Source organism: Methylotenera sp. N17, from assembly GCF_000799155.1.
Lineage (GTDB): Bacteria > Pseudomonadota > Gammaproteobacteria > Burkholderiales > Methylophilaceae > Methylophilus.
In genome coordinates this window covers 2035885-2058898 of the sequence record NZ_JUGE01000001.1, presented here as the reverse complement: position 1 = coordinate 2058898, position 23014 = coordinate 2035885, and the positions used below count along the sequence as shown (strand labels likewise).

Here is a 23014-nt window from a genome sequence, read left to right as displayed (position 1 = left end):
TGTTCAAAATTCAAGGATGGAAATCACCAACAATAACGTTATGATTAAGTACGATCAGCAATCGATTAATCGTATTAGGAATTATTATATTAATAATGTTGCCAAGCTTAACTCAGAAAATCTTGACTCTATAAACACATCTAAAAAGATAGTTGAAACTAAATAGTACTGAGTAGCCATGCTAGCGGAGTTACGTTCAAACAGGTTACACATTTGGAGATGGATCTAATTGTTTGTATTCATTTTAGATGCCTCCATGTCACTATAAATGCTGTGTGCATTACATTTTCTAATATTTAACAAGTTTTGAGCACTTTATTAAAATTAATTAGAAGTAGAAAATGTGGCATATCACTAGAGGTTTAATTAAATCCATAACAATTGGTACTCTGATAATTTATTAATCTATAGTTATTTTACAGCTCAGGTCTTTCCACATGCGAACCGAAAACGCCCCAGCACCAAAAACCATTTATTTAAGAGACTACATAGCTGCGCCATATCTAGCTGCACAGGTCAATTTGAGTTTTAACCTGTTGCCGGGCAAAACCATTGTCACGTCTGTAGTGAAGTACGTGAAAAATCCGGCGGGCGTTTCAAATGATTTGGTGCTGGATGGTGATGACCAAACAATCGTTTCGGCCGCAATAAATGGTCAGCCATTTGATGGCTATACTGTGGCAGATGGTCAGATGACGCTTGTGAACCCTGGCGATGAATTTACGTTAACCATCGTCAGCGAAATTGATCCGGCGGCCAATACGGCTTTGGAAGGCTTGTATCAATCGCAAGGTAACTATTGCACGCAGTGCGAGGCGGAAGGCTTTAGACGCATTACGTATTATCAAGACCGTCCGGATGTATTGAGTGTGTTTACCGTACGCATTGAAGCGGATGCCAAGTTGTATCCGGTGTTGCTCTCAAACGGTAATTTGCAGGAAGAGGGTGGTTTGCCGGATGGCCGACATTTCCGCGTCTGGCATGACCCATTCCCCAAGCCTTGCTATTTGTTTGCGTTGGTGGCGGGTGATTTGGAGCGCGTGGCGGATACGTTTACGACCATGACGGGCCGCAAGGTGGATTTGCATATTTATGTGCGGGCGGGCGATGAAAAGCAGTGCGACCACGCGATGGCATCACTGAAAAAATCCATGAAATGGGATGAGCAAGTGTATGGCCGCGAGTATCAGCTGGATTTGTTCAACATTGTCGCGGTGAGCGATTTTAATATGGGTGCGATGGAAAACACCTCGCTCAATATTTTCAATACGGCGCTGATGTTGGCGCACCAAGAAACCGCGACCGACAGCGATTTTATGAGCGTGGAAGGCGTGATTGGTCATGAATACTTTCACAACTGGACTGGTAATCGCGTGACTTGTCGTGACTGGTTTCAGCTATCTTTGAAAGAAGGGTTTACCGTGTTCCGTGATCAGGAGTTCAGTGCGGATTTGAATTCGCGCGCGGTGCAGCGGATTGATGATGTGAACGGCTTACGTCGCTTGCAGTTCCCAGAGGATGGCAGCCCGTTGGCACACTCCGTACAGCCGGATCAATTTATAGAAATCAGCAACTTTTACACTAAAACCATTTACGAAAAAGGCGCTGAGCTGATCCGCATGCAGCATACTTTGCTGGGTGCCGAGACGTTCCGCAAGGCGACTGATTTGTATTTTGACCGCTATGACGGCCACGCAGTCACCTGCGATGATTTTGTGCAGTGCATGGCCGATGCTTCTGGCCGCGACATGTCGCAATTCTTCCGCTGGTATAAGCAGGCGGGTACGCCAACGCTGCAAATCAGCTGCCATTACGATGCTACACAGCAACGTTATACGCTGAGCTTTCAGCAATCGCAGCCAGATACGCCGGAGCAGACCAATAAACAACCGCTGCATATTCCGGTAGCCGTAGGCCTGCTAGATGCAGCCGGAAAAGAAATTCTGCCCACCCGCGTGCTGGAAGTCACCGAGCGTGAGCAAGCATTCACTTTCGATGGCATTGCCGCTAAGCCTGTGCCTTCTATCTTGCGTGGGTTCTCGGCACCCGTGAAGTTGGTGACAGATTTAAGTGACGATGATTTGCGTTTATTACAAGTGCACGACACTGATGGCTTTAACAAATGGGAAGCCGGGCAAACATTGGCGTTGCGCACGATTGAACGCGTGATGGCCAACCCAGATGCGGATATTTCGCAATATGTGGCTGACGTTGGTGCATTGGTTGCGCAAGGGCTAGAAGGCAAGGGCGACAAAGCCTTGCTAGCACGTGCGTTGACTTTACCAATGATAGGCGTAATAGGTCAGCATCAGGCTGTGATTGATCCTGCTGCCATTGATGCGGCGCGTACTGCGATTATTCATCAGATTAAACGTGCGCATAAAGTGGCATTGAAAGCGCTTTATGACGCCAATGGTAACCCCGGCCAGTTCTTGATTACTCCAGAAGCCATGGGCCGCCGTGCCTTGCAAAGTGCTGTGCTGGAGATAATTACTTCTACTAACGGTACCGGTTGTGCGGCGCTTGCCAAAGCGCATTACGATGCTGCAGATAATATGACGGATCGCGTGACGGCTTTGGCTTGCCTAGCCGATAGTAGTCAGCCACAACGTGCCGAAGCCTTGGCTGACTTTTATGCGCGTTTTAAACATTACCCTTTGGTGGTGGATAAGTGGTTCTCGTTGCAGGCTATTGCCAATCGTGAGCAGATTTTTGATGACCTAACCATGCTGCGTAACCATGCTGACTTTAACCTCAAGAATCCAAACCGAGTGCGCTCCTTATATACCGCGTTTGCTATTAACAATCCGGTTAAATTCCATGACCCTAGCGGCAAAGGCTACACCTTCTTGCGTGATGCGATTATTGAATTGAATGCGATTAATCCGCAGATCGCTGCGCGCATGGTTACGCCATTACGTGAATGGAAACGCTATACCCCAGCGTTGCAGGCGCACATGCAAGCCGCCCTGCAAGCGGTGCTAGATACGCCAGACTTGTCGAACGATGTATTTGAGATCGTCAGCAAGAGCTTGAAAGGTTAATTCATTCAGCAGCTAAGAGAGAAAGGCGTATATGGCATACGCCTTTTTTATGATGGTTGTGCAGTTATGCTTCCGCGTATGCCCACCTTCATCTCTTACGACCAAACGTATTCTGAGTGCAGCTGATCACACGTTTTCCATTCTAGTGATGCACATTTTCCAATCACCTTGTAGGCACACTGTAAAAAAATGTAGTTCATGCCGCTAAATCGTGCCAAAAACATGAATAGTACTTTGATTTAGCTTGGTATTACCCAAAAGGGCCTCTGTAAGAGCGCACCATTATTTGGTAAACTGAGCGTAAGTAAAGTAGTTCATTAAAAAAGCAATGTTAGGGGTCATTATGGGGGTTCGTGTTGGTATTAACGGCTTTGGCCGTATCGGTCGTATGGTATTGCGTGCAGCAGTTCTAGAAGCAGAGTTTGGTGATATTGAGATAGTGGCTATTAATAGTTCGTATGACATTGAATACATCATGTACATGCTGAAATATGATTCTGTACATGGACGCTTTAACGCAAAGGTAGAAGCAGACAACGGACACTTGTTAGTCAACGATAAAAAGATATACCTGACTGCTGAGCGTGATCCCGCCAACATTGATTGGACTGCGGCTGGTGGTGTAGATGTCGTGGTCGAGTCTACCGGTGCGTTTTTAACACAAGATACCTGTAGTCCTCACCTGAAGCGTGGTGCCAAAAAAGTAGTGCAATCTGCACCGGGTAAGGACGACACGCCGATGTATGTCTACGGTGTGAATCATCAAGAGTATCAAGGGCAGGCGGTGATTTCTGCTGCTTCCTGTACCACCAATGGCTTGGCGCCGCTAGCCAAAGTGTTGAATGACAGCTTTGGCATCAAGCGTGGTTTGATGACCACAGTGCACGCGGCTACAGCTTCGCAATTAACGGTAGATGGCACCTCTAAAAAAGATTGGCGCGGTGGCCGTAGCGTGTTCGAGAATATTATTCCTTCCAGCACTGGCGCAGCCAAAGCAGTAGGCAAAGTCATTCCAGCGCTGAATAAAAAGCTGACCGGGATGGCGTTGCGTGTGCCAAGCGCGGATGTTTCCGTAGTGGATTTAACGGTTGAATTGAATGTAGAAACTACCTATGAAGCCATCTGTGCCGCCATGAAAGCGGCATCGGAAGGTGAAATGAAAGGTGTACTTGGGTATACCAGTGATAAAGTGGTTTCTACGGATTTTCGTGGCAGCCCGGAAGCTGGCGTGTTTGATGCCGATGCTGGCATTATGCTGGACAGCACGTTTGTCAAAGTCATCGGTTGGTATGACAATGAATACGGATACACCTGCAACCTGATGCGTTTAGTACAACATATTTCAAAATAGCGGTAAAAGCGAGATGCCTCACGGTATCTCGCATCTTTCTTGCTTCATCGACTATCTCGCAGCGGCAAATGCGTTGCTTCACATGTTAGGAGTACATCATGCAGTTCATCAAAATGACGGATTTAGACTTAAAAGGTAAGCGCGTCTTTATCCGTGCCGACTTAAATGTCCCCGTGGCCGATGGTAAAGTCACATCGGATGCGCGTATTACTGCATCGATGCCGACCATTGAGTTTGCGTTGAAAGCCGGGGCCAAAGTCATGGTGACTTCGCACTTAGGTCGTCCGGAAGAAGGTATCTACTCTGAAGAGAACTCCTTGCAGCCAGTGGCGGATGTGATGGCGGCCAAATTGGGGAAACCAGTGCGTTTAGTCAAAAATTGGCTTGCACCCAACGCCCCTGAAGATAGCTTGACGGTTGAAAATGGGCAACTCATTCTGCTCGAGAACTGTCGCTTTAACGTAGGCGAAAAGAAAAATAATGATGAGCTGGCAAAAAAATACGCGGCCTTGTGTGATGTGTTTGTCATGGATGCATTTGGTACTGCGCACCGTGCAGAAGCCTCTACCCATGGCATTGCAAAGTTTGCCCCGGTAGCCTGCGCGGGTATTCTGCTGACAGAAGAGTTGGAAGCGCTGACCAAAGCACTACTGAGTCCAGCACGTCCAATGGTAGCGATTGTTGGCGGCAGTAAAGTGTCTACCAAACTCACGGTACTAGAAAGCCTGTCCGAAAAAGTAGATCAATTGGTGGTGGGTGGCGGCATTGCCAACACGTTCTTAAAAGCCTCTGGAAAACAAATCGGAAAATCACTGAATGAAGATGAGTTAGTGCCCATTGCTAAGGCATTAATGGAAAAAATGTCCAATCGTGGTGCAACAATTCCGATTGCTGAGGACGTTGTCTGTGGCAAAAAATTTGATGCCAATGAACCTGCTGTATTAAAAAATGCAGCCGATGTTGCAGCCGATGACATGATTTTTGACATTGGGCCAAAGTCTGCACAAGCGCTGGCGGACATTATTATGAACGCCGGTACAGTGGTGTGGAATGGCCCGGTAGGGGTGTTTGAATTTGACCAATTTGGCGCTGGCACCAAAACCATTGCCAATGCCATTGCAACCACCAAAGCCTTTACCCTTGCGGGTGGTGGCGATACCATTGCTGCGATTCAGAAGTACGATATGTACGATAAAGTCAGTTATATCTCTACCGCAGGAGGGGCATTTTTGGAGTTTTTAGAAGGTAAAAAACTGCCCGCGGTAGAAATTTTAGAGCAGCGTAGCCAGTCATCACGATAAGATTGTTGCGAACTTACTTCAATTTTTGCACTCATTCATTAGAGTGTCATTCACGCAATTTACAATCCTGATATTGAAATAGCCTCAATAGAGGCTATTTTTTTTGAATCTAGCATTAAAGTTGCTTAAACCGTAGTAATGCTGAATGTTTTGGAGAACCAATCATGGCTGCTGTACGTGTAGGTATTAATGGATTTGGGCGCATTGGCCGTATGTTTTTACGTGCGGTGATGAATGAAGAAGAGTTCAGCGACATCGATATTGTTGCGATTAACGGTATCGAAGCCCCTGAATACATGCTCTATATGCTGAAGTACGACTCTGTGCATGGGCGGTTTCAATACGATGCGCATTTTGAGGGCGAGTTCTTGGTAGTGGACGGCAAGAAAATACGCCTCTCTTCCGAAAGCGACCCTGCCAATATTCCTTGGGCAGCTGCCGGTGTGGACGTAGTAGTAGAGTGCACCGGCGTGTTCTTAACGCAAGCGACTTGCCAAGCCCACATTCAGCAAGGCGCAAAAAAAGTGGTGCAGTCAGCGCCAGGTAAAGATGACACGCCTATGTTTGTGTATGGCGTGAACCATGCAGATTATAAAGGGGAGGCCATTGTTTCCGCCGCCTCTTGTACCACCAATGCATTGGCGCCTATTGCCAAAGTGCTGCACGATGCCTTTGGCATTAAGCGTGGCTTGATGACGACCATTCACGCAGCAACGGCATCCCAAAAAACCGTAGACGGTACCTCCAACAAAGACTGGCGTGGTGGCCGCGGTGTATTTGAGAATATCATTCCGTCGAGTACTGGCGCGGCAAAAGCGGTGGGTAAAGTGATTCCTGCACTCAATAAAAAACTGACCGGGATGGCCATGCGTGTGCCGACGGCAGATGTGTCTGTTGTGGATTTAACGATTGAGCTAGAGCAACCTACCACTTATGAGGCCATTTGTGAGGCCATGCAAACTGCGGCAGACACGCATCTTAAAAGTGTGCTGGCTTACACCGATGAAAAAGTAGTCTCAACCGATTTTCGCGGTGCGCCTGCCGCCAGTATTTTTGATGCGGACGCAGGCATTATGCTTGATCCAACCTTTGTCAAAATTGTGAGTTGGTACGATAATGAGTATGGATATACTTCCAATTTAATACGGTTGGTGCAGCATATTTCAAAATACAAAGCGCCTGTCAGAATTATCCAAATGGAGGATTTAGATTTCGCCGAGTCTGTTTAACGCATCTATCTGGGTGCCTGTCATTGAAGCGTGTGTTTGGTGCTAAAGCAACATAAAGAGCACATGCGTCAAATGTAGCGAATCTAAATGCAAAGATACTGGTCAAACAAGGGAAGTCATGTTACTTCCCTTTTGGCTTTTGGGAATACGACTATGCAACGAAAAACAAAAATTGTAGCAACCTTGGGGCCGGCAAGTGCTTCCGAGGAAAAGATAGCGCGTTTACTACGTGCTGGCGTCAATGTGGTGCGACTCAATTTTTCCCACGGTACTGCTGAGTCGCACATGGAACGTGCCGCGCTGGTGCGCGCTATTGCAGAAAAAATGCAGCTGCATGTGGGCGTGCTGTGTGATCTGCAAGGGCCTAAGGTGCGCATTGGTAAATTTGAGCATCAAAGCGTCACGCTCAAAAGTGGCGACTTGTTTGTGCTGGATGCCGACTGTGCGCTGGGTGATCAGCAGCGTGTTGGATTGGACTACCAAAACCTGCCACGTGAGGTAAAAGAAGGCACTGTTTTGTTGCTAGATGATGGACGCATCACGCTGGAAGTGAATCGCGTACGCGGCAATCAAATTTACTGCGTGGTGCTGGCCGGCGGCGAGCTTTCTAACAACAAAGGTATTAACCTGCAAGGTGGTGGTTTGGCGGCTGAGGCGCTCACGGCCAAAGACATTGCGGATATTCAAACGGCCGTTGCGCTCGATGCGGATTACATTGCTATTTCTTTCCCTAAAAACGCAGCAGACATGGCGCGTGCACGCACGCTCATACAAAAAGCCGGTGGGCATGCCAGTTTGGTGGCTAAAATTGAAAGGGCCGAGGCGATTGAGCACTTGGAATCCATTATCGATGCTTCTGAAGTGGTGATGGTGGCACGCGGAGATTTGGGTGTTGAGGTTGGAGATGCCGCAGTGCCTGGCTTGCAAAAACGCATTATTCGCTTAGCACGAGCCCGTAATAAGTTGGTGATTACGGCCACACAAATGATGGAATCTATGATCCACAATCCAATTCCTACCCGTGCAGAAGTGTCAGATGTCGCCAATGCTGTGCTGGATGGCACCGATGCTGTGATGTTGTCTGCTGAAACAGCTAGTGGTAATTACCCTGTGGAAACGGTAGAGGCGATGGACCGCGTTTGCTTGGAAGCCGAAAAAGAATACGAAAGTATGCATCATATTGAGCGCAGAGCGCATGAGCATCACCGCGTGGATGAAGCGATTGCCGCCGCCGCTGTGTTTACTGCGCGTAACTATCGCGTCAAAGCGATTGTAGCGCTTACCGTCTCTGGCAACTCTGCACAGTGGTTATCGCGTGCAGATTGCGCCGTACCTATTTACGCCATGTCGCCCGATTTACACGCGCGTCGTAAGCTGACATTGCACCGAAATGTGTTCCCATTTGCGATTTGCCAGCAAGACCGCAGTCGAGATGAAATATTTTCGGATATCGAGTCTGTGCTGACAGCAGCGCAACTGGTACATACAGGAGATGAAGTGTTGGTGACCTATGGTGAGCCCTTTGGCACCTTGGGTGGGACAAACTCGCTTAAGGTGATTCAGATTGGCGCGCCACAAGTGAACACATCAGCACCGTAAAAAAATAGCTTCAAAGCCATGCGCAATTTATAATAACGTTCTTTCTTGCTAAATCACTCATCATGACATCACCATTACTGAATACCAGTCTCAGCAGTCTTAAACGCATTCATCAAGGCAAAGTGCGTGATATTTACGATATAGACGCAAACACCATGTTGCTAATTAGTACAGACCGCTTGTCTGCATTTGATGTGATTTTACCGACCGGGATTCAGAACAAAGGGGCCATGTTGACGCAAATGGCTAACTTCTGGTTTAAAAAGCTGGCACATGTTGTACCTAATCACTTAACCGGTATTGATCCTGATGATGTGGTGTCGACACCAGAAGATAAAGCGCAATTAGGTAGCAGGGCCGTGGTGGTAAAAAAGCTTAAACCTTTGCCGATTGAAGCGATTGTACGTGGCTATTTAGTAGGCAGTGGCTGGAAAGAATATAAAGCCAAAGGTACAGTGTGCGGCATTGCATTGCCTACAGGCTTGCAAGAGGCTTCACAATTGCCGACACCCTTGTTTACGCCTTCAAGCAAAGCGGCAGTAGGTGAGCATGATGAGAATATTACGTTGGCGCAATGTGCTGATTTGATTGGTGCTGAACGTGCGGCAGAAGTGGCTAAAGTCGCTATTCAATTGTATTCAGAAGCCGCCGCGTATGCGCTGACCAAGGGCATTATCATCGCCGATACCAAATTTGAATTTGGGCTTGATGAGAAGGGCGTCCTGCATGTGATGGATGAAGTGCTGACACCCGATTCATCACGTTTCTGGCCACTGGAAAGTTATCAAGTGGGCAGTAACCCACCCAGTTACGATAAACAATATGTGCGTGATTGGTTAGAAAGCACAGGCTGGAACAAATCCCCACCAGCCCCAGCGTTGCCTGACGATGTTGCCAAACGTACTTCTGATAAATATCTGGAAGCGTTTGAAAAACTTACCGGTCAGCCGCTACCTGCTTAATTATTCATGCTACAGCGCCTAAAAGAAATCGCAGGTAAACTCAAGGCTGAGTTTGATTTCTATCGGCGCTTACAACAGCACCCACAAACGCCTGCATTAGCAAAAGCGTTATTGTGGTTGGCCATTGGTTATTTGCTGTTACCGTTTGATTTGATTCCAGATTTTCTGCCTGTGATTGGTCAGTTAGATGAAGTCATCATTATTCCACTGTTAATCTATTGCGCGGTCAAACTTACGCCAGAGGCTGTATTGGCGGAATGTAGAGCGGTCACATAGCGTGCAACTCTGGCAGCTGATCACCAACTTTGATGCACATCTGCCGGCCTTGGTAGGCATGTATTCTGGTTGGATTTATTTGATTGTCTTCTCAGTTGTTTTTTTGGAAGTGGGCGTGCTGCCGTTATTTTTCTTACCCGGCAACCCTTTTGTATTTGTGTGCGGCGCAGTGTGGGCAGCCTCACAACTTAGCCTAATTCTACTATTGGTTGTCCTAGTATCAGCTGCCGTACTAGGCAGTCTATTGGGATATTATCTGGGGAACACGGTTGGTCATGCATTATTCACACGGTATCTAGCATGGCCGAATGAATCTGCGCTGAAAAAAACGCGTCAATTTTTTGAGCGACATGGTGAAAAAAGCTTTATTTTCTCTTTGTTTCTACCGGTCATTCGTACGCTTGCGCCATTTCTTGCGGGCGTATCTCATATGCAATTGCATCGATTTTTCTATTCAAGCGTCATCGGTTCCTTAGTGTGGGTGCTAGTGTGCGTGTTAGCCGGTTATTATTTTGGGCATCTTGGTATCATTCAACACCACTTAGGCTTGATTACATTGTTGGGCTTAGCATGCTTAGTAATGGCTGTTTTGCTTAAAAAAGGCTGGGATGTTTGGATAAAATCCAATAAAGCCCAGTAAAGATGAAGATTGGCAATAATCTAGCAACAAATTTCGCCTATAATTCCGCTTTTATTTTTCTCAATCACGGGTTCTATTTAACATGTCGCTCAATTTAGTGCCGTCTGGCAAAGATCTTCCTAATGATTTTAACGTTATTATCGAAATTCCTATGCAGGGTGACCCTGTAAAATACGAAGTCGATAAAGAGAGTGGTGCGATTTTTGTGGATCGCTTTATGGGTACTTCTATGCAATACCCATGTAACTACGGTTATATCCCTCACACTTTGGCTGATGATGGCGACCCGGTAGATGTATTGGTGATTACGCCTGTGCCTTTGTTACCAGGTGTAGTAGTGCGTTGCCGTGCATTGGGTATGTTGAACATGACGGATGAAGCTGGTGGCGATGCAAAATTGCTCGCAGTGCCTGTGGAAAAAGTCTGTGGTCTATATGCTTATCAAAAAACCTATAAAGATGTTTCACCATGGCGTTTGGAAATGATCTCTCATTTCTTTGAACATTACAAAGATTTGGATAAAGGCAAATGGGTGAAAATTGAAGGCTGGGAAGGCATTGAAGAGGCGCATAAAGAAATTATGGATGGCGTTGCACGCTACAACACAGCGGAAGTAAAACCAGCGTTCTAATTCTGTGTACTTCATCTGAAGATACAGTAATAAAAAAGGCAGCTTAAGCTGCCTTTTTTATTACGAGAAAAATAGACTACACATGCAACAGCGGCACGATCAATAGCGCCACAATATTAATGATTTTAATCAGCGGATTCACGGCTGGACCCGCAGTATCCTTGTAGGGGTCACCCACTGTATCGCCAGTTACCGCTGCTTTATGCGCATCAGAACCTTTACCGCCATGATGACCATCTTCGATATATTTCTTGGCGTTATCCCAAGCACCACCACCAGTACACATGGAGATGGCGACAAATAAACCAGTGACGATGGTACCCATTAGTAAGCCGCCCAATGCTACAGGGCCAAGCAATAACCCTACAGCAATTGGCGCTACTACCGGCAATAATGAAGGAATCATCATTTCTTTGATAGCGGCGGTCGTCAGCATATCCACGGCTTTGCCGTACTCTGGTTTGGCTGTGCCTTCCATGATGCCTTTGATATCGCGGAACTGACGGCGCACTTCTTCCACCACTGCGCCAGCAGCACGGCCAACAGCCTCCATCGCCATCGCAGCAAATAAGAATGGAATCAAACCGCCGATGAATAAACCAATGATGACCATCGGATCGCTCAAGTCAAACTTCACATCAATACCTGCGCCTTGTAGTTTATGCGTGTAATCGGCAAACAATACCAACGCGGCTAAGCCAGCAGAGCCAATCGCATACCCTTTCGTTACAGCCTTAGTGGTATTGCCTACTGCATCCAACGGGTCTGTCACATCACGCACGCTGCTTGGGAGTTCTGCCATTTCAGCAATACCGCCAGCGTTATCGGTAATGGGGCCATAGGCATCTAGTGCCACCACAATACCAGCCATGCTCAACATTGCAGTAGCGGCAATAGCAATACCATATAAACCACCCAAATGGTAAGAGGTGTAAATGGCGAGACACACTGCCAATACAGGCCATGCCGTAGATTTCATGGACACGCCAATGCCTGCAATAATGTTGGTTGCGTGACCAGTGGTAGATGCTTGGGCTACGTGCTTCACCGGTGCGTAATCAGTACCGGTGTAGTACTCCGTAATCCATACCAATGCGGCTGTTAAGATTAAACCTACGGCACAAGCGCCAAATAATGCTTGGCTAGTAACTATTTTGTCTCCATACGTGATGCCTTCGGGAAATAGGTGCTGTGTGACAAAGTAGAAGGCGATCAGTGACAACACGCCTGCAACGGCTAAGCCTTTATAAAGTGCAGGCATCACGTTTTTCATGCCTAGTGAGGCTTTCACAAAGAAGCAGCCGATGATAGAGGCGACAATCGATACCGCGCCCAATAGCAGTGGATAGATCACGGCGTTGGCACCTGCTTCTGCCGCCATTAAGCCACCGAGTACCATCGTCGCAATTAAGGTCACCGCATACGTTTCAAACAAGTCGGCGGCCATCCCGGCACAGTCGCCCACGTTGTCACCGACGTTATCGGCAATCACTGCAGGGTTGCGTGGGTCATCTTCCGGAATCCCCGCTTCCACTTTGCCCACTAAGTCTGCACCCACGTCTGCACCCTTGGTAAATATACCGCCACCTAAACGCGCAAAGATTGAAATTAATGATGAGCCAAAGGCCAATCCAATCAATGGGTTAAGATCGGTTGCATTTTCTGCGCCCAGATACATATAAAAACCGGCTACGCCTAGTAAGCCTAAGCCTACTACTAACATGCCAGTGATGGCGCCGCCTTTAAACGCTACGTCTAATGCTGGTCCAATGCCATTGGTGGCTGCCTGAGCGGTGCGCACATTGGCTTTCACCGAGACATTCATACCAATAAAGCCACAAGCGCCGGAAAGGATGGCGCCGACGACAAAACCAATCGCGGTATCCACATTTAAAAATTTTGCAATTAATACAGCCAGTACCACGCCCACAATAGCAATTGTCTTGTATTGACGTGCTAAATAGGCGGCTGCTCCTTGTTGAATCGCGCCTGCAATTTCTTGCATGCGCGCATTGCCTGCTGGTAACCCCGAAATCCATTTACTCATTACTACGCCATACAGTACTGCTAATACAGCTGCAGCAATGGCAATCATTAAAGCGACTGACATGACTTCTCCTAATTTATCGTTGTAAATTTGAAACGTAATTGAAATGCTTAATTAATTGCTAACCAGTTGTAAGAAATTGTAAGAATTATGTAACAACTGATTTCATTATGGCACTAAACAACTAGCGCGACAACCAACGGATTTTTGGATACAAATTGCAAGAAGAATACGAGTGTTGGTGAGTATTTGGACTGGCCCGCATCCGCAGCAGGGTGAGCGTTACTCACTGCTTTTGGCGGCCAGTTTTTTCAGGATGTCACCAAGCGGGGTGCCTGCAATCGTATTGGCATAGCGATTCAAATGTTGCGCGCCAGATGAACTGAGTTTGATTGCGCGTTTGGTGCGTGGTTTAGGGGTAGATTTTACTTGCACTTTCACCTTAATTACAGTAACTTTACAATGCTTGAATTGGCCAATTGTTTTTTGGGAATTTTCCAATGCTTTCAATAGGCTAGCTTGCATAAGTTTGATTTTACTTGCAACGCTGGCATTGGTCGCAAAGACGGTTAGCACGCCATCATTGAGTATATTGGCAGTACTGTTATCCGCTAAAAAATCGGGCACAGACGTTAGCCAAAACGCATTGATGAGCGCCTTCTCTCCCGCTTGTTGCGTGAGTTGATTCAGTTGGTTGTGTTGACCAAAAATCGCATTCAATTTATGCATAACGTTACAGAGGCAATAGGTAGCAATGAATATTATCTTAGTTTCAAACAAAATGGCAAAAGCCAAGAGCTTAAATGCATGGCAAGCAGGGAGTTTGGTGGCTGCACTGGTGTTATTACCAGTGTTGATGATTTTACTATTTCTGACCCCCAAGCAAACCATTAAAGAGCAAGGCGTTAAAGCCATGTTGCCCCCGCATTTAAAGGGGACTATCCTTTCATCACAAAGCCATTTGGATGCGTATGCCAAACAAATCGGCGAGTTACAAGCGCGCATTATGCGTTTGGATGCACAGAACCAACGCCTAGCGAAACTGGCCGGTGAGAAGCCTCAACAAACACCACAAACTGAACAAACGCCTCAAGTGTTGGACCCGAACCGTGGTGGTCCGTTAATACATGAAAAACCTATGTCTGAGTCAGACTTGATCGCGGCGATTGAAGAATTGATGAATACCGTAGATGCCCGGGATGAATACCAAAGCGTGATTGAAGCAAAAATCTTGCAGCAGAGCGTGCTGAAAGACATGCTGCCTAACAGTAGCCCAGTGCGCGCTGGCTACAACTCTTCCAGCTATGGTTGGCGTATCGATCCATTTAACGGACACAAAGCGTTTCATGAAGGCTTGGATTTTCCGGCGGATACTGGCACGCCGATTCTGGCCGCAGCTGACGGAATTGTGACAGCCGCAGAGCAAACGCCGGATTATGGTAATATTGTAAAGATTCAGCATGGTTCAGGATTAGAAACACGCTATGCCCATGCCTCCAAAATCATAGTGAAAGTGGGGGATCGCGTGGTCAAGGGTCAGCAAGTTGCGCTAGTAGGCAATACTGGCCGATCTACCGGCCCACATTTGCATTATGAAATACGTTTAAACGGTAATGCTTTAGACCCGCGCCAATACTTAAACAGAAGTGCAGGCTAATCAGCGTAATAAGAAAAACGCAATGAATTTGAAATTATTAATTTAATCCCCATCTGTATATCAATATTTTAATTTAACACTATTTTTTAGGTTTCCGTCCTTACGGAAAGTTGGTGCCTCTTCATGTTATCCACGTTGTTCAAAAAATTTTTCGGTAGTCGTAATGAAAGGCTGATTAAACAATACAGCCAAGCTGTTAAAGACATTAATGCCTTAGAGCCTACTATCGAAGCATTATCAGATGATGCATTGCGTGCAAAAACAGAAGAGTTTAAACAACGTTATCAACAAGGCGAAACGCTAGAGCAATTGTTGCCAGAGGCGTTTGCCGTTGTGCGCGAAGGCAGTCGTCGTGCTTTAGGTATGCGTCATTTTGATGTGCAGTTGATTGGCGGTATGGTGCTGAACGCAGGAAAAATTGCGGAGATGCGTACCGGTGAAGGTAAAACCTTAGTCGCTACATTGCCTACGTATTTGAATGCATTGACTGGTAAAGGCGTACACGTTGTGACCGTCAACGATTACCTCGCCAAGCGTGATGCGGAGTGGATGGGTAAGCTCTACAATTTCCTTGGTTTAACCGTTGGCATTAACTTATCGCAGATGCCGCATGATGTGAAACAACAAGCGTATGCTGCGGACATCACTTACGGCACCAATAACGAGTTTGGCTTTGACTACCTGCGTGACAATATGGTGTTTAGCCGCGAAGAGCGTGTACAGCGCACATTAAGTTATGCGTTAGTGGATGAAGTGGACTCGATTTTAATTGATGAGGCGCGTACGCCATTGATTATTTCTGGTCAAGCTGAACACAGTATTGATTTGTATCACCAAATTAACGCCGTAGCATTACAGCTGACAGCGCAAAAAGAAGAAGAGGGTGAAGGCGACTATTGGGTTGATGAAAAAGCCCAAACAGTGACTATGAGTGAAGCAGGTCACGAGCATGCTGAGCAAATCTTAACTAGCTCAGGGTTGTTACCAGAAGGCTCAAGTTTATACGAAGCTGCCAATATTACCTTGGTACATCATTTGTACGCATCATTGCGTGCGCAAAACCTATTCAATAAAGATCAGCACTATGTGGTACGTGATGATGAAGTGATTATCGTGGATGAGTTCTCCGGTCGTATGATGCCGGGTCGTCGCTGGTCTGATGGTTTACACCAAGCAGTGGAGGCGAAAGAAGGCGTTGCGATTCAAAAAGAGAATCAAACCTTAGCTTCAATCACCTTCCAAAATTATTTCCGCATATATGCCAAACTAAGTGGCATGACAGGTACGGCGGATACTGAAGCTTATGAATTTAATCAAATTTATAACTTAGAGACCGTGGTAGTGCCAACACATCGCCCGATGCAACGTAAAGATGCAATGGACAAGGTGTATCGCACAGCGATGGAAAAATACAATGCGGTCATTGAAGATATTAAACAGTGTCAGGCAAAAGGTCAGCCAGTGCTGGTGGGTACTACCTCCATTGAAAACTCTGAGTTAATTTCTAATTTACTGACCAAAGCCAAACTAGAGCACCAAGTATTGAACGCTAAACAGCATGAGCGTGAAGCGCATATTGTGGCTGAAGCGGGTCGTCCGGGCGTGATTACCATTGCGACCAATATGGCAGGCCGTGGTACAGACATTGTGCTGGGTGGCAATCCGGAAGCGGCGATTCACGCAGTGAATCAAGATGCCGACTTGAGTGAAACGCAAAAGCAAACCAAAGCAGAGCAATTGAAAGCAGAGTGGCAGCAACGTCATGATGCAGTGCTGGCTTCAGGCGGCTTGCATATTATTGGTACGGAGCGTCATGAATCGCGTCGTGTGGATAACCAGTTGCGTGGTCGTGCCGGTCGTCAAGGTGATCCTGGATCTAGCCGTTTCTATTTATCGTTAGACGATCAATTATTACGTATTTTCTCCGGCGAGCGTGTGTCTGCCATTATGGCCAGATTGAATATGCCAGAAGGAGAAGCGATTGAGCATTCGATGGTGACGCGTGCTATTGAGAATGCCCAACGTAAAGTAGAAGGCCGTAACTTTGATATTCGTAAACAGTTGTTGGAATTTGATGATGTGGCCAATGATCAACGTAAAGTGATTTACGAGCAACGCAATGAATTGTTAGAAGCGCATGATGTAGGCGCAACGATTCAGGCCATGCGCCACGATGTGTTGAACAGCGTATTTGAAACCTATGTGCCGCCAGGCAGTGTAGAAGAGCAGTGGGATGTATCTAGCTTAGAGAAGAACTTGTTTGCAGATGCGGGTTTAGATTTGCCGATTGCAACATGGTTAGAAGAAAATCCAGATTTGCATGAAGAAACCTTGCGTGAGCGTATCTTTGAGGCCGCGGATAAAGCCTATGCCGAGAAAGAGGTATTAGCAGGCCCAGAGAATATCCGTAACTTTGAGCGTTCTGTCATGTTGCAAAGTTTAGATAATCACTGGCGTGAGCACTTGGCCGCTTTGGATCATTTGCGTCAGGGGATTCACTTACGCTCTTATGCACAAAAAAATCCTAAGCAAGAGTATAAGCGCGAGGCTTTCCAATTGTTTGAAGGCTTACTGAATACTGTAAAAAGTGAAGTGACGCGTATTACGATGTTGGTGCAGGTGCGTACGCAAGAAGATGTAGAGGCGGTTGAACCAGCAGCACAAGTAGAGAACGTGCAATACCAACATGCTGATTATGATGAGGCATTAGCGAATCCGAGTGCAGATGAAGAAGCACAGCTAGCGAGTGGTCAGCCCGTTGTACGTGATGGCGCTAAAGTAGGCCGCAATGACCCTTGCCCTTGTGGGTCTGGCAAAAAGTATAAAAACTGCCACGGCGTATTAAGTTAAGGCAGCATGATGAGTGAGCAAACGGTAGCATCACCTTGTATTGGTGTATGCAGCATGGATGATTTAAGTGGTTTATGTTTAGGTTGTTACCGCACCATAGAAGAGATTCAAGCTTGGTGGGATATGGACGACGCGAGTAAACAAAGCATTATTGCCCAAGCAGATGGTAGAGCATCCACATTGTTTGGTGATTAAGTAAGCCATATCAGTATGAAAAGCCAGCGTATGCTGGCTTTTTTTGTATAGAGGTCGTTAAAGGTTAGATCTAGGTGGTCTTGGCGTTACTAGTCGTGGAACCTAGCAATGCTTGCTGTGTCAGCAAATCATGCAAAATGCCTGTGCCAAATTGAATGATGGCTTGCGCATCGGTTTGCCCTAGCTCTTCTGCGAGTATGGTCAGCGCTTGTCTTCCTGTAAGTGTTTGTTTGCTAAGTATGCTTAATAATCGAAATGTGACTGCATTCAGTTCAATAAACTGCACCGCAAAGTGTGGATCTCGAAATACCAGTAGGTAAGTAGGCGTGATGTCCCTCGGAATAAATTGGCGTGAAATCTTGTGCACAGGGTAGTCATAAGCCAGTAGCTGGTGGGGTGCAAGCAGCGGTATTTCATCAAGTAGATCGTGTTGCACACTCTGCGGCAAGTTAGATGCCGGTAGGTGACTTACTGCTAACTCTACCCATTCGTAATGTGCCAATGCTTTGATATTGGCGGGAACATCTTCCATGCTTGCCAAGCATGCCACAAACGATTCGGGGATTTCTCTAAACACAGGTGTTTTGGCTGCATGTGCTGCGACATAGCGACGTATGAGTTTTTTCCATGCGCGTTCCCCCAACACCTGCTGACATACCGGGAAGCAAGCTGACACGATATTGAAAAAATTATTGAAAATAGCATGGCGGTACACGGCCATGCGTTGGTTTGCTACGCCCGCTGGTTTGGCATGTACTTTAGGGTCGCGAATATGCGCGGTGAACGCCAGTTGGTATTGCTGAAATGCCGGAAGTGCAGCCATTACACGGCAACCAATGTTGCTTGGAGCGGTGTTGCCTTGGCAATAGGTAATAAACCGTAACGATTTTGATACGCTGCGATCGTGTCGATCTCTTTCACCAAATCCAGCAACGGTGGAATGTTACTGTCACGTTCCAATAATGTTGGGAACGTACCAAATAAACGGTAAGCCTCATCTAATAATGACCATACCGGATCAATCACATCTTTACCGTGTGTATCGATCAATAAGTTGGGAGTTTCTTGGTAGTGGCCGGCGATATGACTGTAGACGATACGTTCACCTGGAATCTGCTGTAAGAACGCGTGCGCATCAAAGCCAAAATTCACGCTATTCACATAAATATTGTTGATGTCCAAATGCAACCAGCAATCTGCTTCGGTCAGCACTGCATTCAAAAAGGTGATTTCATCCATGCTGGAAATTGGGCAGGCTGCATAGAACGAAGTATTCTCTACAGCAATGCGTTGTCCCAAAATATCTTGGGTTTGGCGTATGCGTTGTGCAACGTAATGCACAGCTTCTTCTGTAAATGGTATGGGCAGTAAGTCATAGAGGTAGCCTGCTTCTCCATGTTGAATATCACTGCAATAGCTGAGATGCTCGGTATAAAGCGGAATTTGATAATGGCTTAGAAAAGACTTTACCTGCTTTAAAAAATCAATATTCAGTGGGTCAGGCCCACCGAGTGATAAGCAAAGCCCATGACACACCATGGGGTAGCGTTCTGCAAACCAAGTTAAATCATGCAGCGTTTTACCGCCTACGCCTAACCAGTTTTCAGGTGCGATTTCAACAAATTGGATATTGGCAATATGAGGGTCTTGGTAAAACTGCTGGAATTGGGGAATCAGCTCGCGCTTTAACCCCAACCCGGCACCTTGAATGTCAGCCAATGTAGACATGGAACAGGCAGAAGTTATTTACTTTCTTTTTCTTTCTTCATTTCAGCGCTGCATTTACCTTCGCCGCATTTCCCGTCTTTGGCTTTGTTCTCAGCGCTACATTTGCCGTCTTTCGCTTTGTCACCACATTTACCTTCTTTGGCTTTCATTTCGGCACTACATTTGCCTTCGCCACATTTGCCGTCTTTGGCTTTTTCATGGTGATCTGCCACTTGGTAGCCGCTAGATAGCGATTTAATCGCAAATGGATTTTCACCTGCTTGTACACTCGCTGCACCTAAACTCAGTGCGATAGCGCCAGTCATTGCCAATGCTAAAGATGTATTTGATTTCATGATTATTTCCTTATGAGTTAAATAAATAAGTAATACGTTGTTGTCACACGCTTACTTCGATTCAGCTTCTAAAGCCTTGGCGATACGTGCTTTGGTTTCAGATGGCATATTCAGGTGCGTGTCTTCTTCCATCGATTTTGTCATGCGTTGTAAGCCGATGCGTATGGCTAACAACTGTTGGCTGAATCGTTTGCAATACTTACAAATAAGTAGATGTAAGCGTACTGCAATTCGTTCCCGTAAACTTAAACGACGGTCTAAGGATTGAGAAACAAGCTGACTGGTTTGTTTACAATTCAACATTTTTGTCTGCTTCCTTTCTTAATATTTAGGCCTGTAACCAATGAATTTCTAAACACTTTCTGATGCCCATCCGGGCTCTGTACAACATTACCCAAGCATTGGTCGACGTGATGCTCAACTCCTTACAAATTTCTTCATTGTCGGTTTCATGAATATCACGCATCAGAAAAAGTGCGGCTAATTTACTAGGTAACTTATCCATGCATTGCTGCAAAATCACTAAAAATTGTTTTTGCTCAAGCGCATCGTGGGGAATATCCCAAGCCAAGGGTTTTTCAGACCAATGACCGGTCTCGTCAAAAAACTCATCCATATTGGCATCTTCTTCATGCATCAAATCAGTTGCAACCACTTCACGCATATTCTTACGCATGACATCAATGATTTTATGTTTAAGGATGCCGGTAAGCCAAGTGCGCGGTGCAGACTGTTCTGCAAAACTGGGGCTTTTGATGGCGGCGATAAATGTCTCTTGTACTACATCTTCTGCAAGGTGTGGGTCACGCAATCTGGCGAGTGCAAAACGATACAGGTAATCGCTATGTTCTGTGAGCCAGTCATGCACATTAGGTGTTTTCATGGCAAGCATTCAATCATGTTCATTCTGATTACGCAATAGCGCCACTTTTTTGTTGCATGAGCGCTAAATAATGCGCAGCATCCAGCGGTGTTTGGTTACGTTGTGCCAGCCAAATAGTTTCTGCCAGACATTCTAATAAATCATGCTGCGCTTCATGTTCATCTTGATGTTTTACTTTTAATTTCTCGTAGATGGCGGTAATGCCAGTGGGTTGGTTAATGCTGAGCTGCTCTAGAATGGAGAGGTGCAGACTCATATGCAGAAACGGGTTGGTTTCTCCCATTTCTGGAAAATAAGCTTGGTGTTGATAGCGTTCTGGGTCGTTTAAAATCCCATGGTATTCCGGATGCATGTGCATGATGGATACCCCGAGTTTTTCTAAATCTGTCAGAGTTTGCTGCGTGTTAAATTTTGCCCATGCATCAAAGAAAAATGCACGGACTTCATCGCGGCTAGGGTTAAACAGACTCATGCGCTTCCTTTTGTTGGCCAAATAATGCGAGCACGATGGAATGCTGCAATAGCGTATTTTGTTGCATCATGGGTGCAATCTGCCCATTACCGTAAAACCCAATAATCGGCATGTTGGGAAAGTTGGCTTTCAGCAGGCGTAAGTCTTCATCATTGCCACCATAATAATATGGGCCACGCGCCAAGCAAGAAAACATGCAGGCAAATGCTGGTGCGCCTTGTAATGTTTGTGTAAGTTGCTGTGCCGTGCCATGTAAATCACTTTGCGCACTGTCCGCATCGCGCAATGCCCAGCGTATCCAGTAGCCTTCAGGTATTGGGTGCGATAGCGTCAGACTTTGGGTGTCTTCATTTGCAATAATGATACTGGCCAGCTCGTATTGGTTTTGCGCAAACGCTTTGGAAGACTGTGCATAAGCCACATTCAGTAAATGTAGTGGCAGGGGTTCGGTGGCCACATCAAGCGTTTGATAGGCTATATTTAAGCTAGTGTATGCGGTGACGTTGGCAATAGACTGCAGCTCAAAGCGCAGGCTGGTTGAGACTTTTCTGGGGCTAGACAACCATTTAAGACCATGACTGGCCGCAATCGCGACATCGCAGTGCTGGATTGCCAACGCACAATAACCTTGAGAGATGCCTTTGCCATCTTGCCATACCGAGAAAGCGCCACTGCCAGAAGCATCGCCGGAAATGCCGCCAAACCGAGTGTGCGTGCTTGCTAACCAGCTGGCATTGATTGCACTGGGCGCAGCAAGTGTCAGTAAATGTTGACTGCCCTCTACATGCAATGGGTGGCTAGAGAAAATATCTTGAGAAAGTACCAGCGCCGCTACCGCCGCACCATCCAATATCCAATCTTCCTCGGTGAAGATGCCTAGCGCAGAGCAGCCAATGACCTGTGTGCAATTGGCGGCTTTAGACGCAGCACGAATGGCCGCTTGTGGTGCGTGTGCAAACTCAGAGGTGAGATATAGCACCACACATTGCGCCGATGTCATGCCTGCTTTTTCTAATGCAGCCTGTACCGCTTGCGTTGCAAGTTCCGGGTCTGCACTTGGGCCGTGCGCTAAGCCAGTGGCTACTTTTAACGGAAGTGATGCAGCTGTCATGCTAGTGTTACTCTGATAGAGGCGTGTTGCGCATCAGTAGGCCTTCACCCGCCATCAGATGTGGTTTAGGAATCGTTTTGTCGGGATATTCACATAGGTCGACAATACAGCACTCGCCGCATTTAGGGTTGCGTGCCGTACAGGTATAGCGCCCATGCAAAATAAGCAGATGGTGCGCATCTTGCAAAAATGCCTTTGGGATGGTTTTTAAATACTTTTGCTCGACTTGCAGTACGTTTTTACCAGTCGCTAATTTGGTGCGATTACCCAAGCGAAACAAATGTGTATCGACCGCAATGGTCGGTTGGCCAAACGCAGTATTGAGAATGACATTGGCAGTTTTGCGACCCACACCGGGCAGTGCTTCCAGCGCTTCGCGCGTGTTTGGTACTGCTCCCTGATGCAAGGCAACAAGCTGTTCGCAGCACGCGATCACATTTTTTGCTTTGGCGTGGTATAAGCCGATGGTTTTGATATAAGGCTCTAGACCTTCTATGCTTAATGCAGCAATGGCTTGCGGTGTGTTGGCAACGGCGAATAATTTGCGCGTGGCGATATTGACGCCTTTGTCTGTGGCTTGTGCAGATAAAATTACTGCGATTAGCAGTTCAAACGTGGTGGTGTATTCGAGTTCAGTGGTCGGGTTAGGAATAGCGGCGCGTAAACGATTAAAAATAGCTTCTCTTTTTTCGGCATTCATGAC

The 23014-nt window shown here is 46.5% G+C and carries 22 protein-coding genes; 12 read left to right on the top strand and 10 right to left on the bottom strand.

What is annotated here, in order from left to right; genetic code table 11:
- Nucleotides 1-437: 437 nt before the first annotated feature.
- The 9 genes from pepN (at nt 438) to ppa (ending at nt 11033) form a co-directional block, all read left to right on the top strand.
- Entirely contained in the window at nt 438-3044 is a 2607-nt protein-coding gene (gene pepN, locus FG11_RS09750; protein WP_047534716.1) for an aminopeptidase N, read from the top strand.
- Nucleotides 3045-3387: 343 nt separating this feature from the next.
- Nucleotides 3388-4395 carry a type I glyceraldehyde-3-phosphate dehydrogenase gene (gene gap / locus FG11_RS09745; RefSeq protein WP_020182898.1) on the top strand — a complete coding sequence of 336 codons (1008 nt, stop codon included), beginning with the start codon at nt 3388-3390 and terminating at the stop codon, nt 4393-4395.
- A 98-nt stretch (nt 4396-4493) separates the two neighbouring features.
- On the top strand, nt 4494-5696 hold the full coding sequence (locus tag FG11_RS09740) for a phosphoglycerate kinase (RefSeq protein ID WP_047534710.1): 1203 nt from the start codon (nt 4494-4496) through the stop codon (nt 5694-5696).
- Between the two features lie 164 nt (nt 5697-5860).
- Nucleotides 5861-6925 carry a type I glyceraldehyde-3-phosphate dehydrogenase gene (gene gap, locus FG11_RS09735; RefSeq protein ID WP_020182896.1) on the top strand — a complete coding sequence of 355 codons (1065 nt, stop codon included), beginning with the start codon at nt 5861-5863 and terminating at the stop codon, nt 6923-6925.
- A 153-nt stretch (nt 6926-7078) separates the two neighbouring features.
- A complete protein-coding gene (gene pyk, locus FG11_RS09730) occupies nt 7079-8524 on the top strand; it encodes a pyruvate kinase (protein ID WP_020182895.1) in 1446 nt (481 codons plus the stop codon).
- Nucleotides 8525-8586: 62 nt separating this feature from the next.
- Nucleotides 8587-9486: a phosphoribosylaminoimidazolesuccinocarboxamide synthase gene (locus tag FG11_RS09725; RefSeq protein WP_047534707.1), complete on the top strand. Its 900-nt coding sequence runs from the start codon at nt 8587-8589 to the stop codon at nt 9484-9486.
- Nucleotides 9487-9492: 6 nt separating this feature from the next.
- A complete protein-coding gene (locus FG11_RS09720) occupies nt 9493-9762 on the top strand; it encodes a YkvA family protein (RefSeq protein WP_025224930.1) in 270 nt (89 codons plus the stop codon).
- 1 nt (nt 9763) lies between these two features.
- Nucleotides 9764-10402, top strand: coding sequence for a VTT domain-containing protein (locus FG11_RS09715; RefSeq protein WP_020182892.1), 639 nt, complete (start codon nt 9764-9766; stop codon nt 10400-10402).
- A gap of 82 nt (nt 10403-10484) precedes the next feature.
- The gene (gene ppa / locus FG11_RS09710; RefSeq protein ID WP_020182891.1) at nt 10485-11033 is read left to right on the top strand and encodes an inorganic diphosphatase; all 549 of its coding nucleotides are present in this window, start codon (nt 10485-10487) and stop codon (nt 11031-11033) included.
- 76 nt (nt 11034-11109) lie between these two features.
- Here the strand turns inward: ppa and FG11_RS09705 are convergent, their stop codons facing one another.
- Together FG11_RS09705 and FG11_RS09700 are read right to left on the bottom strand one after the other, a co-directional pair.
- On the bottom strand, nt 11110-13143 hold the full coding sequence (locus FG11_RS09705) for a sodium-translocating pyrophosphatase (RefSeq protein ID WP_047534704.1): 2034 nt from the start codon (nt 13141-13143) through the stop codon (nt 11110-11112).
- A 219-nt stretch (nt 13144-13362) separates the two neighbouring features.
- Entirely contained in the window at nt 13363-13809 is a 447-nt protein-coding gene (locus tag FG11_RS09700) for a DciA family protein (protein ID WP_052185018.1), read from the bottom strand.
- Nucleotides 13810-13834: 25 nt separating this feature from the next.
- On the opposite strand from FG11_RS09700, the gene FG11_RS09695 reads away from it, so the two are divergent.
- The 3 genes from FG11_RS09695 (at nt 13835) to FG11_RS09685 (ending at nt 17782) form a co-directional block, all read left to right on the top strand.
- Complete coding sequence (locus FG11_RS09695; protein WP_025224928.1) at nt 13835-14737, top strand: M23 family metallopeptidase; 903 nt, start codon at nt 13835-13837, stop codon at nt 14735-14737.
- 123 nt (nt 14738-14860) lie between these two features.
- Nucleotides 14861-17587, top strand: a complete 2727-nt coding sequence (secA, locus tag FG11_RS09690; protein ID WP_047534700.1) for a preprotein translocase subunit SecA — start codon at nt 14861-14863, stop codon at nt 17585-17587.
- A 6-nt stretch (nt 17588-17593) separates the two neighbouring features.
- A complete protein-coding gene (locus FG11_RS09685; RefSeq protein WP_327037001.1) occupies nt 17594-17782 on the top strand; it encodes a DUF1289 domain-containing protein in 189 nt (62 codons plus the stop codon).
- Nucleotides 17783-17852: 70 nt separating this feature from the next.
- Here FG11_RS09685 and FG11_RS09680 read toward each other — a convergent pair whose 3' ends face one another.
- From FG11_RS09680 to nth, 8 genes are read right to left on the bottom strand one after another with little or no spacing between them, the layout of a single operon-like run.
- Nucleotides 17853-18605, bottom strand: coding sequence for an HvfC family RiPP maturation protein (locus tag FG11_RS09680; RefSeq protein ID WP_047534695.1), 753 nt, complete (start codon nt 18603-18605; stop codon nt 17853-17855).
- Nucleotides 18605-19510 (bottom strand): HvfB family MNIO-type RiPP peptide maturase, encoded by a 906-nt coding sequence (locus FG11_RS09675; RefSeq protein ID WP_047534692.1) that lies wholly within the window; start codon nt 19508-19510, stop codon nt 18605-18607. Before FG11_RS09675 ends, FG11_RS09680 begins: the two co-directional genes overlap by 1 nt.
- 14 nt (nt 19511-19524) lie before the next feature.
- Nucleotides 19525-19845: an HvfA family oxazolone/thioamide-modified RiPP metallophore gene (locus FG11_RS09670; protein ID WP_029647697.1), complete on the bottom strand. Its 321-nt coding sequence runs from the start codon at nt 19843-19845 to the stop codon at nt 19525-19527.
- A gap of 51 nt (nt 19846-19896) precedes the next feature.
- Complete coding sequence (locus FG11_RS09665; RefSeq protein WP_020182882.1) at nt 19897-20148, bottom strand: zf-HC2 domain-containing protein; 252 nt, start codon at nt 20146-20148, stop codon at nt 19897-19899.
- 25 nt (nt 20149-20173) lie between these two features.
- Nucleotides 20174-20728, bottom strand: coding sequence for a sigma-70 family RNA polymerase sigma factor (locus tag FG11_RS09660; protein WP_047536083.1), 555 nt, complete (start codon nt 20726-20728; stop codon nt 20174-20176).
- 28 nt (nt 20729-20756) lie between these two features.
- Nucleotides 20757-21200 (bottom strand): DUF1841 family protein, encoded by a 444-nt coding sequence (locus FG11_RS09655; protein WP_047534689.1) that lies wholly within the window; start codon nt 21198-21200, stop codon nt 20757-20759.
- Nucleotides 21187-22311, bottom strand: coding sequence for an FIST C-terminal domain-containing protein (locus FG11_RS09650; protein ID WP_047534686.1), 1125 nt, complete (start codon nt 22309-22311; stop codon nt 21187-21189). Before FG11_RS09650 ends, FG11_RS09655 begins: the two co-directional genes overlap by 14 nt.
- 7 nt (nt 22312-22318) lie before the next feature.
- Nucleotides 22319-23011, bottom strand: coding sequence for an endonuclease III (nth, locus tag FG11_RS09645; RefSeq protein WP_047534683.1), 693 nt, complete (start codon nt 23009-23011; stop codon nt 22319-22321).
- Nucleotides 23012-23014 lie beyond the last annotated feature (3 nt).